The following is a 15,717-nucleotide window of genomic DNA, read 5'->3' as shown; positions in this document are numbered from 1 at the left end:
TACAATTATGGATAAGATTTTATTTGCATCAAGTTCACCTCATATTCGAACAAAACAGAGTACGAGAAGTATAATGCTTGATGTTTTAATAGCACTGTTGCCAGCAACTCTTGCTGGTATATATTATTTTAGATTTAATGCAGCAAAATTGATATTATTGTCGGTATTAACAGCAGTATTGACAGAATATTTGATTCAAAAACTTAGAAAACAACCAGTTACAATTGGAGATTTAAGTGCAGCTGTTACTGGATTGTTACTTGCATTTAACTTACCAGCATCTGCACCATGGTGGATAGCAGTTATAGGTTCTGTATTTGCGGTAGGTATAGTAAAGCAAGCGTTTGGAGGACTTGGTCATAACTTCATGAACCCAGCACTTGCAGCTAGAGCAATGCTAGTAGCATCATGGCCAGTTATCATGACAGGACAGTGGATTAGCACAGGCGTAGATGCTGTAACTACAGCTACACCTCTTGGCCAGTTAAAAGAGGGACTTGAGTATACGTTTTCTGCTAAGGAATTACTTCTTGGAAACGTTCCAGGATGTATTGGAGAAACATCAGCAATACTTTTGATATTAGGCGGAGTATATCTTATATTTAGAAAGATCATCTCTTGGAGAATACCAACTATGTATATAGGAACTGTTGCTATACTTATGTTAGTTGCAGGACAAGGTTTAAATGGAATGATTACACAAGTTTTAGCAGGTGGATTGATGTTAGGTGCATTTTTTATGGCAACTGACTATGCATCATCGCCAGTTAGTCCTAAAGGACAGATAATATATGCTGTTGGATGTGGTATTCTCACAGTTGTAATAAGATTATATGGTGGATATCCAGAAGGTGTTTCTTATTCTATATTACTTATGAATTTAGCAGCACCACTTATAGACAAATATACAAGACCAAAAGTATTTGGTGTTAGCGAGGTGAAAAAGCATGCGTGATACTATAACGTTAGGACTTAAATTGGCATTTATCACTGCTATTTCTGCTCTAGTACTGGGTTTTACAAATCAAATTACAGCGCCTAAAATACTAGAAGCTGAGATAAAAACAAATCAAGAGGCTAGATTGGCTGTATTGCCTAATGCTGAAAATTTTGAAAGTGTCGATGTAGTTGACAACGAAAATATAATCGAAGTATATGTTGGAAAGAGTGGAGATTCTATTTCAGGATATACTATAAAGTCAAAATCTAATGGATTTGGCGGAAAACTTGAAATATTGACTGGAATCAGTTCTGATGGAGAAATTACAGGAATGAAAGTTCTAAAACATACTGAAACACCAGGTCTTGGAGCTAATGCTGAAAAGGATTCTTTTCAATCAAAATTTGTAGGCAAAAACTCAACAGATAAGGTTCAAATAAATAAGTTAGAGCCACAAAAAGACAGTGAAGTTCAGGCTATTACTGGAGCTACTATAACATCAAAAGCAGTAGCTTTGGCAGTGAATGAATCATTGAATTATTTTGAAGAAAATCTTAAATAGGACTTGGTAGGAGGTGGAACGATGAGCAAAAAAATAGATATATTAAAAAATGGATTGATTAAAGACAATCCTACATTTGTACAACTTTTAGGAATGTGTCCAACTCTAGCGGTTACTACTACTGCTAAAGATGGTTTTGCTATGGGACTTGCAACTACTGCAGTTCTTTTAGGGTCGAACCTTGTAATATCATTAATTAGAAAAGTTGTGCCAGACAAAATAAGAATTCCGGTATTTATAATAGTAATAGCGTCGTTTGTTACTATGATAGGCATGATGCTAAATGCATATGCATTGCCAATTTACAATGCACTTGGTTTATTTTTACCACTTATTGTAGTTAACTGTTTGATACTTGGTAGAGCGGAGTCATTTGCATCAAAAGCTAAACCTGGTGATGCTATAATTGATGGACTTGGAATGGGACTTGGATTTACATTGTCTTTATCTGTACTTGGTGTTATAAGAGAGTTATTAGGAGCTGGAACATTTTTAGGAAATGCTGTTTTCGGAGCTAGTTTCCAACCGGCTATTATAATGATATTACCACCTGGTGCATTTTTGACATTGGGATTACTAATTGGTTTAGTTAATATGATTTCTAAAAAGAAAAAAGCGTAGGGAGGCAGAGAAATGGCAGAATTATCATTATTTCAGATTATTATTAGTGCGATTCTAGTAAATAACTTTATATTAGTTCGCTTTCTTGGAATTTGTCCCTTCCTAGGTGTATCTAAGAAGGTAGAAACAGCAGCTGGTATGGGTGCAGCAGTTACATTTGTAATGGCATTGTCATCAGTGTTGACTTATTTCATACAAAAAGTAATATTAGTACCAGCAGGTCTAGAATTCTTACAGACAATAGTGTTTATACTTGTTATAGCATCGTTAGTACAATTTGTAGAAATGTTTATCAAAAAAGCAAGTCCATCGCTTTATGAAGCGTTAGGTGTTTACTTGCCACTTATAACAACAAACTGTGCAGTATTGGGTCTTTCTATATTAAATATTCAAGAAGGATTTAATTTAGTTCAATTAGTAGCACATTCAGTAGCAGCTGCTATTGGTTTTACACTTGTAATAGTTTTATTTGCAGGTATTCGTGAGCGTTTGGCACTAGCTGATGTACCAGAGTCGCTAGAAGGTTTTCCAATAGCACTTATTACAGCAGGACTTATGGCCATTGCATTTTTAGGTTTTACAGGCTTAGTATAGAAGGAGGCAGAAAAAAGTGGAAATTATAATCTATTCGATTTTATGTTTAGCGGGATTGGGTTTACTTTTTGGTCTCATTCTCGGTGTAGCGGCTAAGAAATTTGCAGTAGAAGTTGATCCAAAGGTTGAAGCTATAAGAGGAGCACTTCCTGGTGCGAATTGTGGTGCTTGTGGATATCCAGGCTGTGATGGTTTAGCTGGCGCTATAGCAAAAGGAGATGCACCTGCAAATGCATGTCCAGTAGGCGGAGCTGATTGTGCCGCAAAAATTGCAGAAATAATGGGTGTAGAAGCTGGAAGCGCTGATAAAAAAGTTGCTAGAGTTAAATGTCAGGGGACATGTTCTATAGCCAAAGATAAATTGATTTATGAAGGTATAAAAGAATGTAAGGCAGCAGCTAATGTAAAGGGTGGACAAAAAGCATGTGATTATGGATGTCTAGGATATGGTACATGTAAAGATGTATGTGCATTTGATGCTATTGAAATGGTAGATGGAATAGCAAAAATTAATGAAGAAAAATGTACTTCATGTGGAGCATGCATAAGTGCTTGTCCAAAACATATTATAGAATTAGTGCCTTATAAGCAAAAAGTATTTGTAGACTGTAATAGTAAAGATAGAGGTAAGGACGTAAAGGATTCTTGTGCTAATGGTTGTATAGGATGTCAAATGTGCGTAAAAGCTTGTCCATTTGATGCTATGTCGTTTGAAAACAACCTTGCAGTTATTGATTATGAAAAATGTAAAAACTGTATGCTATGTGCGAAAAAATGTCCTACAGGAGCGATTACACCTCATTTTGACAAGGAAACTGGTAAGATGATTCCTAAAGTTAAATAAAATTTATTAGAGAGTCACTTCTGGAAACAGAGGTGGCTTTTTTATTATTTGTAGGACAAAAAAACTTCTTACATATTTTTCACGATTAAAAATCTTGTAAAAGCAAAATAGGAATGATAAACTTAATATGTTAGGTAGTTACAGTATTTTGGTATTAAAACATTCTGAGTCCATAAATATCGGCAGACGAAAAACTGTAGCTAAAAAAGAGAGACACTAGAGGAGGCAGTTGTGGGAAGATTAATATTGGCATCACAATCACCTAGGCGAAGAGAAATTTTAGAAAAATACTCCATAGAGTTAGAAATTTGTAAAAGCGAGTCAGAAGAAGTTATTAGAACAGATGAGAAGCCAGAGCAAATAGCTATGGGACTTGCGTTTCAAAAAGCTTATGAAGTAGCTAATAAATACGAAGAAGATATTGTTTTAGGTGCAGATACAATTGTTGTATTAAATGAAGAAGTACTTGGAAAACCAAAAAACTATGAAGATGCGAAATTAATGCTAAATAAACTTTCGGGGAAAAAACATAGTGTTATAACTGGTTTTTGTTTAATAAATTTATCTACTGGGAAGAAACATGTAGATTATGTTGAAACAGAAGTGTATTTCAAAGATTTGACTGATGCTAAGATTCAAAGATATTTAGAAACAAAAGAGTATGCTGATAAAGCTGGAAGCTATGGCATACAGGGGCTAGGAGAACTTTTGGTAGAAAGAATAAATGGGAGCTATTCAAATGTAGTTGGACTTCCGATAGAAAAAATAGCAGAAGTGTTAGAAAAGTTTTATGATTTTTATTTAATTTAGGGTATAAAGTCTGAGAAATTGGAGTGATTCGATGTATTCTGATATGAGAATAAAAGATTTGCCATTTGATGACAGACCTAGAGAAAAATTAAGAGAATATGGTGCTAATTTTTTGAGCAATGCAGAATTAATAGCATTAGTTATAGGCAGTGGCTCTGTAAAGCGATCAGCACTAGATGTTTCTAGAGATTTACTAAATGAAAATAAGGGATTAGAGAGCATCATAAATATTGGATATGAGCAACTTATGCAGTTTGATGGAATAGGAGATGCTAAAGCATGTAAAATCTTAGCATCCGTAGAATTAGCAAAAAGGTTTAATTCTATAAAGCGAGATCATTCTAAAAAAATAACATGTCCATGTGATGCAGCTTATCTTGTGATGGATGATTTGAAATTTAAAACTAAGGAATATTTTAATATAATATTGCTAAATACTAAGAATGTAGTTCAGGAAGTCAAGAATATTTCTATCGGGAGTCTCAATACATCTATAGTTCATCCGAGAGAAGTATTTATAGAGGCTATAAAGCATTCTAGTGCATCTATAATATTGATTCATAACCATCCAAGTGGAGACCCGAGACCGAGTAAAGAAGATATAAATTTAACGCACAGACTTTTTGAAGCAGGAGAGCTTTTAGGCATAAATGTTCTAGATCATGTTATAATTGGCGAAGCTAAGTATTATAGCATGAAAGAAGAGGGTCTGATTTGAGGAGGAAAATAAATGTTATTTACAAAAGATATAGGAATTGATTTGGGAACTGCAAATACATTGGTGTATGTAAAGGGAAAAGGAATTGTAGTTAGAGAACCTTCGGTAGTCGCTATAGATTCTAAATCAGGAAAGGTATTGTCAGTTGGTGCAGAGGCTAAGAGTATGATTGGTAGAACACCTGGCAATATATCAGCGATTAGACCTGTTAAAGAAGGTGTTATAGCTGATTTTGGAGTAACGCAGAGTATGATAAAATACTTTATGAATAAGGCATTTCAAAAAAATGCATTTGTAAGACCAAGAGTAATGGTATGTATTCCTTCTGGCGTAACTGAAGTTGAAAGAAGAGCTGTTGAAGAAGCGACTCAGCAGGCAGGAGCGAGAGAAGCATATTTGATAGAAGAGCCAATGGCAGCTGCTATTGGAGCAGGGCTTCCAGTTCAAGAGCCTACAGGAAGTATGGTTGTAGACATTGGTGGTGGAACTACAGAAGTTGCAGTTATATCACTAGGCGGAATAGTTACTAGTAAATCAATCCGAGTAGGTGGAGATGAACTAGATGAATCTATAGTGAGTTTTATAAAGAAGACATATAGTTTGATGATTGGTTCTAGAACTGCAGAGGAAATAAAAATAGAAATAGGATCAGCTCATTCTCAAATAAAAGAACAGAAAATGAGTATACGAGGAAGAGACTTGATTTCAGGATTACCTAAGACAATAGAAATTTCATCATATGAAATACGAGAAGCTCTTAGCGAGCCTGTTGCGAATATTGTAGAGGCTATTAAATTTACTTTGGAAAAAACTCCACCAGAATTGGCTGCGGATGTCATTAGAGCAGGTATAATGCTTACAGGTGGTGGTGCTTTGCTTAGCGGACTTGATAAAATTATATCTGAAGAAACTGGTATACAAGTTCAAATAGCGGATGAGCCACTAGATTGTGTAGTTATGGGAACAGGAAAAGCAGTAGAAGATCTTAAAATGCTTAAGAACGTAGCAGTAAATACAAAAAATTCTAGATGGTGATTTAGATGAATTTGCAAAAAGGCTTTTTTAAGAAAGTCATCGTAGGGCTGGCTATATTTTTGCTATTTGTCATTATTATTTTTACATCTGGTTCGCCTAGAGATGCTAGTGTAGTTGAAGATAAAACTGGAGGCGTACTGGTAACAGTTCAGTCGTTTTTCAAGAATATGAGTCAATCTGTATCAGATGCACTTCATACTGTTGGAAGTATCTCATATATAAAAAAAGAAAATGAAACTTTAAAAAAAGAAATAGCGTTTTTAGAAGAAGAAAATAGATTGATAAAAGACATTATTTCTAAGAAAGATTATTTGAAAAGAGAGTATGAATTAACGAAGACTAGTGAAAATAATTATATAGATGCAGAAGTTGTTGGCAAAGACCCTGGCAATTGGTTTAACAATTTTACTATAAACAAAGGGAGCCAAGATGGAGTTTTGTTGAATGATATGGTAGTGTTACCAGTTCAATATGATGAAAAACTAGTAATTGAAGGTCTTGTTGGTAGAGTTGTAGAAATTGGAGATAATTGGTCTAGAGTTATAGCTGTAGTTGATTATGGCAGTAGTGTAAGTTTTAGAGTTGTCAGGACTGAAGATCAAGGGATTTTGTCTGGAAGTTTGGAGAAAACTATTAGTGGATATCTATTTGACAGTGAGGCAGATATAGTTGTTGGTGATAAATTAGTTACATCTGGAACTGGTGGAGTATTTCGCAAAAACATTTATATAGGTGAGATTGCTGAAATTAGTAAGAGTGATGATTCTCTCATCAAAAGCGTTAAAGTTAAACCACAGATAGATTTTAAGAAAATTAGCAAAGTTATTGTACTACATGACGATGGAGAGTAAATATGGATTATTTGATAGGATTGTTGATTGCTGTAATTAACTTTGGAATTCAAACAACATTTATGAGGGATTTTACAGTATTAGGTGTATCGCCTAATACTGCTCTTGTATTTGTTGTTTGTTTTGCATTGATAAAGAACAAAAATTTTAGTTATACAATGGCTATATTTATCGGATTATTACAAGACCTTTTGTACGGACGAGGTATTGGGATAAATATTTTGATATATGTTGCGATTGTATATATAGTAATGAAGTATAAGGAAAATTTACCAGTTGATTTAAGCATTATAGCCGTAATTTATGTGGCGATCAGTACGTTTTTTTATCATATTAGTTATGCTTTTGCTATGTTTTTTCAAGGGGTAAAGTTTAATTTGATATTATTTTTAAGTGAAGTAGGCGTTATCGAATGTGCACTAAATGTCATATGGACGCTTGTACTATACAGAATTATTGCAAAAATTTACAGAGAAAATTCGCTTAAATTTTCTAGAAATAGGTGATGGGATGAAAATTGTTGAGAAGATAACAGATAGATATAATATTATGATTTTGTTTGTTTTTCTAGTTATTATATTTTTGTCGTTTGGATTAGCTAATCTTACTATAGTAGAAGGCGAAAAACATAGAGCTGAATCAGAGAGAAAGCGTCTCAAAACGGTACCGATAGAAGCGGCTAGAGGTGAAATTCGAGATAGATATGGACGTTTGTTAGCTGGAAATAAAACTAGTTTTACTATACAAATTGCAAAAGATGAAATACAAAAAAACAGAAAAAATGAGATACTGTTGAAACTATACACTATACTTGAAGAAGAAGGAGAACACTATATTGATGAGTTTCCAATAGACTTAAATGTAATAGAAATCAGAGATAGGACTGCTTATATAGAAGAAAAATATGCTAATACCGATGAAGAAAACACAGTAACAGAAAGTGGATTAAATATCAAAAGAGAGTTAGCTGAAATAATCATTGAAAATAAGCTTTTAAATCAACTGATAGATAATTACTATACTCACAATACAGAAACAAGTAAGTACAAGTATTCTGCAGGCCGAGAGTTGTTTAATGTTGTTGAAAATGAACTTGGAAATTCGGGTATAAAAGTTGATTCTGGAGAGTTCCAAACTCAGTTTGCCATAGATGATCAAGAAGCATTTAATTTGTTTTGTTTGAAACAAGGAATAACGCAGAGAGACCCCAAAGAAGTGATAATAAAGGCAATAGAAACTCAGAAGAGTATTTTAGAATCTACGCTTGAAAATCCGATAATGAGGAAATTTGTTTTTGAGATACTCCAAAGCAATGGTTTAGATAAAGATTTTGAACTTATTGAGTACTCATATGATTACGATTCGGAGTATAGACAGATTAAAAGAACATTGATGGCTAATCATTCTAAAATAACAATGGATAGTATTGCTGTTGATGACTTTTATAATATTGTTTTAGATAGTTGTATATACGAGTTGATGCTTACGAAAAACGATAAAGAAATTCTTGTTGGAGAAGAATTACTCAAAAAATTGCAAGAAGAGCAAAATATTCCAATAGAACTTGGAAAGGACATAAATGGACGTCCTGCATTTAAATTTATAGATGGCAAAAAGCGTAATTTTTTGATTAAAGCTGGACTAAATGTTGATACAAGTGCTATTGATGCGATATTGCTAATGTCTAAAGAAAAAGAAATATTAAAGGACTTTGTTGCAAGTTCAGAGATAAAATTTTATGCGCAAAAAGCTATGCTCAATAAAGGAATTAATCCTAGAATATCTATTTCAAATGAATCTACGGAGGAATGGAATTACGTGCCGATATTAGAAAAAAATAATTGGACGTCACTTTATAGAAAAGTAAGTGAGACAGCTACAGCGGAAGAAAGTTTTGAAATTATTTCTGGTGAAGACTATTATGATATAGATAAATCATTGAGTAAGTATGAGAAAAGATTGATATTTACAGGTATAGATCAATTGCAAAAAACTGGATACTTAGCGTATTATCCAATAAATATATCATATGATGTAAAAGATGTTACGGTTTCACGAATTATGGAAAATGAAATGGCTCTCCCCGCAGTAAAGGTTACTGCTGAACCTATTAGGTATTATCCAGAAGGGACTACAGCAGCTCATTTGCTAGGATATCTTGGAAAAATATCTCAGCAATCAGAGATTGATAAATATATAAAAAATGGAGATGGAAGATATACACCAAATGATATTATTGGTAAAACTGGAATAGAACAAAGCTATGAAAAGTGGCTCAAAGGAACAGATGGTAAAAAACAGGTAGAGGTAGATATCGGAGGAAATATAATAGATGTGAAGTCTGTTGAGAATGCAACGCCTGGAAACAATGTTTATATGAGTATTGATGGAAAGTTACAACAAGTTGCTGAAGAAAGTTTAAAACATTCATTAGACACTATTCAGGCAAAAACAGAATACAAGAGTGTTTGGGGAAACTATAGTTATGCAAGGGATAGAGAGCATTTTAAAAATGCAACATCTGGAGCAACGGTAGCTATAGATGTAAAAACGGGTAAAGTGCTTGCTTTAGCTAGTTATCCAGCGTATGATCCTAATTTATTTGCGACTGGAATAACTACCAAAAATTGGAACAGCTTATTGCCAAAGGAAGATAAAGATGTTATGGCTCCTAGACCACTTTACAATATAGCACTTCAAACAGCAATACAACCTGGATCTATATTTAAAATGATTACGGCAGTAGCAGCACTTGATAAGGGTATGAATCCTTATCAAAAAATTAATTCGTTGGGATATATAGAATATGGTAATTCAAGATTTGGATGCTGGTACTGGAATGGTTATGGAAGAATGCATGGGCCTACTGATATGATTAAAGCGATACAGGAATCTTGTAACTATTATTTCTATACAGTAGTTCTTGGAGAAAATATGAGAACTTCAAAGAAACTTGGATTAAATGTAAACATCTATGATATAATTAAAATAGCGAACGAGTTTGGTTTAAATGATAAAACTGGAATTGAAATTAATATACCTAATGAGAGATCGGGTGGAGTTCCAAATCCAGTTACTAAAGCACTATATAGTAAACGAAAAATTGCTAATTTTTTAAATCAAAATCTTGAGTTTTATCTAATAAGTGATGAAGAAATTTCTGAAGAGCATAGAAAGAAGATTATAGAAGAGATTTCAGGCTGGGCAGAACTTGAAAAAACACCTAGTTATAACACGGTATATAAGGAATTAAAAAAGTTGGGCTTAAATCCGGACAAATCAAATGGAAAAGAAAACAGTCTTGCAGATACAATAAGGTATAGATATTTATATGACGCAGGATGGAGAAAAGCGAACACATTAAATGTTAGTATTGGTCAGGGAGAAAATGCATATACTCCTATTCAAATGGCTAATTATATAGCAACGCTTGCGAATGATGGATTGAGACATAAAGTTAGTACTATAGATGTGGTTAAAGATTTTGAAAATAGAAAAAAACTGGATGAACCAATTGATGAAGCTCATCAAATTGAAGTTTCAAACAGGGTAGATTTGGATATAATTAAGAAAGCCATGAATAAAGTTACGACAGATGGTACAGCGAGAAGTATATTTAGAAATTTCCCAGTTGAAGTTGCTGCTAAAACTGGAACAGCAGAAAAAGATGGTATTAATCCTATTACTGGAGAAAGCTATGACAGTTATGGTTGGTTTGTGTCATTTGCACCATACGATGATCCAGAGATTGCTGTTGCAACAGTTATATTCCAAGCGGGACATGGTGGTTCAGCAGGTCCTATGAGCAGGGATATAATGGCTCAATATTTGGGACTAAATTATAAGGAATCCGGCTTTGATTTTAAAGCAAGCTTAGAAAAATAAATAAGGGCATGCGGAGGAAAAATATGGTAAAAGAACAAGTTAGTTTTAAAGGAAATATTAAAGAGGGTCTTTACTTAAAAACGACGACGGATGATTTTAATGTGATTTACGATGAAATTGAGGAAAAGCTGGAAAAATATTATGAATTTTATCAAGATTGTAGTAAGATTAGTATTAGAAATGGATTGTTTGACGAAGTACAAAGAGAAAAGCTGGAAAAATTGTTTTCGGAGAAATTAAGTGCTATTGTAGAGTATTATGACGAGAAAAAAACAGAAATAGCTTCAGAAGAATCCTCTGATCATGAAGAAAAAGTTGGAATGAATACCATAAATAGATTTGTAGGAATCGAAGAGGATTATACATTGTTTGTTAAAGCTACTATGAGATCTGGACAAAGTATAACCTATAATGGTTCAGTAATAGTATTTGGAGATGTAAATCCTGGAGCAGAAATTACAGCTACAGGAAATATCATAATTTATGGAAACCTTAGGGGTGTTGTTCATGCTGGTTGTGAAGGCAATAGAGATGCCATTGTGTATTCTAAATTGTTGCAACCAATACAACTTAGAATTGCGGATTTGATAGCTATATCTTCTGATGACGATTTTGTCCCGCAAGGGCCAGAAATTGCGAGGATTGAAGATAATCAAGTGATGATTGAAGCTGAGTAAAAAAGATAAAAGTAAATGGGGGATTAAAATGAGCGAAGTCATTGTTATTACATCGGGTAAAGGCGGGGTTGGTAAAACGACTACGACTGCAAATATTGGTACAGGTTTAGCACTTTTAAATAAAAAAGTAGTAGTTGTTGATGCTGATATTGGACTTAGAAATTTGGATGTTGTAATGGGTCTTGAGAACAGAATAGTATATGATTTGGTTGACATAGTTGAAGAAAACTGTAAAATAAAGCAGGGTATGATTAAAGACAAAAAACATGAAGGACTTTATTTAATACCTGCAGCTCAGACAAAAGATAAAACTGCAGTTAGTCCAGAACAAATGAAGTTATTGACAGATGAGCTTAAAACTATGTTTGATTATGTACTGATAGATTGCCCAGCAGGCATTGAGCAAGGGTTTAAAAACGCTATAGCTGGAGCTGATAGAGCGTTAGTAGTAACCACACCAGAGGTATCAGCTGTAAGAGATGCTGATAGAATAATAGGTCTTTTAGATTCAGCAGGCATTTCAGAACATAAATTAGTTATAAATAGAATTCGTCCAGATATGGTAAAACGAGGAGATATGATGGATGTTGAGGATATATTAGATATATTGGCGGTTGACTTAATAGGAGTAGTTCCAGATGATGAGGCTATTGTAATATCTACAAACAAAGGTGAGCCAATAGTTGCAGATCAAGGGGCCTTAGCGGGTAGAGCGTATAAGAATATAACTAGGCGTATTACTGGTGAGGAAGTGCCTCTTTTAGATTTAACTACAGAGGAAAACTTTTTTGATAAAATAAAAAAGCTTTTTGCTAAGAAATAAAGGAGGGAGATCAAATGGATCTATTTAAGATGTTTAGGCCAGAAAAAAGCAAAAATGTTGCAAAAGAGAGATTGAAGATGGTCTTGATTCACGATAGAACAAATATCTCACCTCAATTTATGGACAAGATAAGAGCTGAGATGTTAGGTGTAGTTAGTCAATATGTTGAAGTTGATGAAAGTGAATTCAACCTACAATTTACTAGAACGAGAAGAGAAAGTGACAATATGCCAGTTCAGGCATTAGTTGCTAATATTCCTATAAAGAAAATGAAATAGTGGGGGTTTTTATGAAAATAGCATTAGTAGCTCATGATAAGATGAAAGACAAGATGGTTAATTTTACTATAGCATACGAAAATATATTAAATCAGCACGAGTTGTTTTCAACAGGAACTACAGGACTTAGGATTATGGAGGCTACTGATCTTAAGATAACGAGATTTTTATCAGGACCTTTAGGTGGAGATCAACAGATAGGAGCCTGTATAGCTACTGATGATATGGATATGATATTGTTTTTTAGAGATCCACTTACAGCACAACCACATGAACCAGATATTCTGGCTTTGATGAGATTGTGTGATGTGCACAATATTCCGTTAGCTACAAACCCTGGAACGGCAGAACTTTTAATAAAATCCATGGATGTAGGTTATTTAGATTGGAGAAAAAATAAAAAATAGAGCGTAGCTCTATTTTTTTTGTTGTAGTTAAAACACAAAAAATGCTATAATGAAGGGTGTGAAAAATTTTATTTAACAAATGATCGAACGTTAATGTTGCTTGTGAGTAGAAATAGTAGGTGATTAAGAGTGATTAAAGATAAGGTAAAAGATATTTTATTAAAAGTAGAAAAACCAGCAAGATATATTGGTGAAGAGGTAAATGTATTTAAAAAAAATGTGAAAGATGTAGATATACGATATGCTTTTGCATTTCCAGATGTATATGATATTGGAATGTCTCATATGGGACTTCACATTATATATAATATGTTAAATGATATGGATGGGGTTTATTGCGAAAGGGTGTTTACACCTTGGTCTGACATGGAAAAAGAGATGAGAAATGCAAATATTCCATTATATACATTGGAGAGCAAAACGCCATTGATTGATATGGATTTTATTGGATTTACATTACAATATGAAATGAGTTACACAAACATATTAAATATGCTAGATTTAGCTCAAGTTGCAGTTAGATCGTCAGAGAGAAAAGAGACAGATCCTATAGTTATGGTAGGCGGACCTTGTGCATTTAATCCAGAGCCATTAGCAGCAATAGTTGATGTGGTTTTGATTGGTGATTCAGAAGAAGTATTGCCAGAATTGCTAATGATATATAGAAAGATGAAGCGTGAAGGTTCATTTTCTAAAAAAGCTTTTTACGAAGCTATAATTGGATTAGATGGTATTTATATACCCGAATTTTATGATGTAGAGTACAAAGAAGATGGAACAATTAAAGAATTTCTACCAAAAGATGCAAAGTATCCAGCTCGAATAAAAAAAGCTATGGTGAAAAATTTAGATGAAGCTTATTTCCCAGAGAAGGTTATAGTTCCTTATGTTGAAACAGTACATGATAGAACCATGGTTGAAATTTTTAGAGGATGTACAAGAGGATGCAGATTTTGTCAAGCTGGTATGCAGTATAGACCGGTTAGAGAGAGAAATGTAGAGACAATAAAAGCTAAGGTACAAAAATTACTACAAAATACAGGTTTTGAAGAATTATCACTTTCGTCTTTATCTACAAGTGACTATTCGTGTGTAGAAATTTTAGTCAAAGATTTAATGGTGGAAATGAAAAAAACAAATACTGGTATATCACTTCCGTCGCTTAGACTAGACAACTTTGCATTTGATGTATTAGAGGAAATACAAAAAGTAAGAAAAACAGGTCTTACTTTTGCACCTGAAGCAGGAAGTCAAAGGCTTAGAGATGCAATAAATAAAGGTATAGAAGAAGAAGATTTATTAAAGACAGCAGATCAAGCATTTAAAATGGGTTGGTCAAGCATCAAACTTTATTTCATGATTGGATTGCCAACTGAAACTATGGATGATGTAATGGGTATCAGAGATTTGGCATACAAAGTCAAAGATTTATTCTTTGCAATACCTAGAGAAGAACGTAAGGGTAATCTTAGAGTGGCAACAAGTGCATCATGTTTTGTACCAAAACCATTTACACCATTCCAATGGCATGGTCAAAATACAATGGATGAATTCAAAGAAAAGCAAAGAGCACTCAAAAGTGCAATTAGAGATCCCAAAATATCATTTAGTACACATGATGCTGAAGTGAGCTTTTTAGAGGCTATATTTGCTAGAGGAGATAGAAGGCTCAGTGAAGCGCTTATAAAAGCTTGGGAAAAAGGTTGTAAGTTTGATGGATGGGCAGATTTCTTTGATTATAAATTATGGATGGAGACATTTGAAGAACTTAATATAGATACTAGTTTTTATGCTAATAGAGAGAGATCGTATGATGAAGTTTTACCTTGGGATTTTATTGATGCGGGGATATCGAAGGAATTTTTGATTAGAGAAAATGAGAAGTGTAAATCTGAAGAATTAACATGCGATTGTAGGAAGCAATGTCATGGTTGCGGTATAACAAAAACATTTGGAAGTGGTGTGTGCAATGTCTAAATTGAGATTAAAATTTTTTAAAAAAGAAGATATGATTTATATATCACATCTTGATATGATGAGAGTTATTCAAAGAGCTATGAAAAGAGCTGGAATGAAGGTAGAGTATAGTCAAGGATTCAATCCGCATCCACTTATGTCATTTTCAACAGCAGTTCCTCTAGGACTTACTATTGAAAGTGAGTATATGGATATAGATATGAAAGATGAGCTGACTGCTCAAAACTATATTGATAGAATAAATCCTTATTTGCCTGAAGGCTTAAGATTCATAGCTGGAGAAATAATTGACGAGAAAGAAAAACCTATAATGGGGCAAATACGATGGGGAAGCTATTTGATTTGCATAAAAGAGAAAATAGAAAGACCTATGATGGACGTAATAAATGACTTCATGAAGAGAGAAGATATATCATATACAAAGGTCAAAAAGAAGAAAAAGAAAATTGTTAAGAGAGAAATAAACATTAGACCGTATATAGAAAATATAGAACTAGTAGTAGAGGATAGCGAATTTGTAGTTTTAAAAACACTTGTCAGAACTGGTAGCGAAGGAAATCTAAAACCCGATAAAATGGTTGAACTGATGAATGAAGTGGAAAATTTAGAGCTAGATTTAATTAGTATAGAATATCAGCGACTTGAATTGTTTATAGAAAAAGATGATAAGAGAGTAAAACCTATTTAGGAGAAAT

At 33.5% G+C, this 15,717-nt stretch carries 17 protein-coding genes; all 17 read left to right on the top strand.

What is annotated here, in order from left to right:
- Window positions 1-7: 7 nt before the first annotated feature.
- On the top strand, window positions 8-955 hold the full coding sequence (locus N4A40_07250) for an RnfABCDGE type electron transport complex subunit D (GenBank protein ID MCT4661645.1): 948 nt from the start codon (window positions 8-10) through the stop codon (window positions 953-955).
- Entirely contained in the window at window positions 948-1,502 is a 555-nt protein-coding gene (locus N4A40_07245; GenBank protein MCT4661644.1) for an RnfABCDGE type electron transport complex subunit G, read from the top strand. Before N4A40_07250 ends, N4A40_07245 begins: the two co-directional genes overlap by 8 nt.
- A gap of 21 nt (window positions 1,503-1,523) precedes the next feature.
- Window positions 1,524-2,123 carry an electron transport complex subunit E gene (locus N4A40_07240; protein ID MCT4661643.1) on the top strand — a complete coding sequence of 200 codons (600 nt, stop codon included), beginning with the start codon at window positions 1,524-1,526 and terminating at the stop codon, window positions 2,121-2,123.
- Between the two features lie 12 nt (window positions 2,124-2,135).
- On the top strand, window positions 2,136-2,717 hold the full coding sequence (rsxA, locus tag N4A40_07235; GenBank protein MCT4661642.1) for an electron transport complex subunit RsxA: 582 nt from the start codon (window positions 2,136-2,138) through the stop codon (window positions 2,715-2,717).
- A gap of 16 nt (window positions 2,718-2,733) precedes the next feature.
- Window positions 2,734-3,561 carry a Fe-S cluster domain-containing protein gene (locus tag N4A40_07230; protein ID MCT4661641.1) on the top strand — a complete coding sequence of 276 codons (828 nt, stop codon included), beginning with the start codon at window positions 2,734-2,736 and terminating at the stop codon, window positions 3,559-3,561.
- A gap of 231 nt (window positions 3,562-3,792) precedes the next feature.
- Window positions 3,793-4,371, top strand: coding sequence for a Maf family protein (locus N4A40_07225; protein MCT4661640.1), 579 nt, complete (start codon window positions 3,793-3,795; stop codon window positions 4,369-4,371).
- A 31-nt stretch (window positions 4,372-4,402) separates the two neighbouring features.
- Window positions 4,403-5,089, top strand: coding sequence for a DNA repair protein RadC (radC, locus tag N4A40_07220; GenBank protein MCT4661639.1), 687 nt, complete (start codon window positions 4,403-4,405; stop codon window positions 5,087-5,089).
- A 12-nt stretch (window positions 5,090-5,101) separates the two neighbouring features.
- A complete protein-coding gene (locus tag N4A40_07215; GenBank protein MCT4661638.1) occupies window positions 5,102-6,124 on the top strand; it encodes a rod shape-determining protein in 1,023 nt (340 codons plus the stop codon).
- 5 nt (window positions 6,125-6,129) lie between these two features.
- Entirely contained in the window at window positions 6,130-6,975 is an 846-nt protein-coding gene (gene mreC, locus N4A40_07210; protein ID MCT4661637.1) for a rod shape-determining protein MreC, read from the top strand.
- Between the two features lie 2 nt (window positions 6,976-6,977).
- The gene (gene mreD / locus N4A40_07205) at window positions 6,978-7,481 is read left to right on the top strand and encodes a rod shape-determining protein MreD (GenBank protein MCT4661636.1); all 504 of its coding nucleotides are present in this window, start codon (window positions 6,978-6,980) and stop codon (window positions 7,479-7,481) included.
- A 4-nt stretch (window positions 7,482-7,485) separates the two neighbouring features.
- Window positions 7,486-10,860 (top strand): penicillin-binding transpeptidase domain-containing protein, encoded by a 3,375-nt coding sequence (locus N4A40_07200; GenBank protein MCT4661635.1) that lies wholly within the window; start codon window positions 7,486-7,488, stop codon window positions 10,858-10,860.
- A gap of 23 nt (window positions 10,861-10,883) precedes the next feature.
- Window positions 10,884-11,537, top strand: coding sequence for a septum site-determining protein MinC (gene minC / locus N4A40_07195; GenBank protein ID MCT4661634.1), 654 nt, complete (start codon window positions 10,884-10,886; stop codon window positions 11,535-11,537).
- A 28-nt stretch (window positions 11,538-11,565) separates the two neighbouring features.
- Entirely contained in the window at window positions 11,566-12,360 is a 795-nt protein-coding gene (gene minD, locus N4A40_07190; GenBank protein MCT4661633.1) for a septum site-determining protein MinD, read from the top strand.
- A gap of 14 nt (window positions 12,361-12,374) precedes the next feature.
- A complete protein-coding gene (minE, locus tag N4A40_07185; protein ID MCT4661632.1) occupies window positions 12,375-12,638 on the top strand; it encodes a cell division topological specificity factor MinE in 264 nt (87 codons plus the stop codon).
- Between the two features lie 11 nt (window positions 12,639-12,649).
- Window positions 12,650-13,045: a methylglyoxal synthase gene (locus N4A40_07180; GenBank protein ID MCT4661631.1), complete on the top strand. Its 396-nt coding sequence runs from the start codon at window positions 12,650-12,652 to the stop codon at window positions 13,043-13,045.
- A gap of 129 nt (window positions 13,046-13,174) precedes the next feature.
- Window positions 13,175-15,022, top strand: a complete 1,848-nt coding sequence (locus tag N4A40_07175) for a TIGR03960 family B12-binding radical SAM protein (protein ID MCT4661630.1) — start codon at window positions 13,175-13,177, stop codon at window positions 15,020-15,022.
- Window positions 15,015-15,710 carry a TIGR03936 family radical SAM-associated protein gene (locus N4A40_07170; protein MCT4661629.1) on the top strand — a complete coding sequence of 232 codons (696 nt, stop codon included), beginning with the start codon at window positions 15,015-15,017 and terminating at the stop codon, window positions 15,708-15,710. The genes N4A40_07175 and N4A40_07170 overlap by 8 nt, the downstream gene beginning before the upstream one ends.
- Window positions 15,711-15,717: the final 7 nt, after the last annotated feature.

The organism is Tissierellales bacterium, from assembly GCA_025210965.1.
GTDB lineage: Bacteria > Bacillota > Clostridia > Tissierellales > JAOAQY01 > JAOAQY01.
The sequence above is the reverse complement of the archived record's forward strand: the minus strand, read 5'-3'. Positions and strand labels throughout refer to the sequence as shown.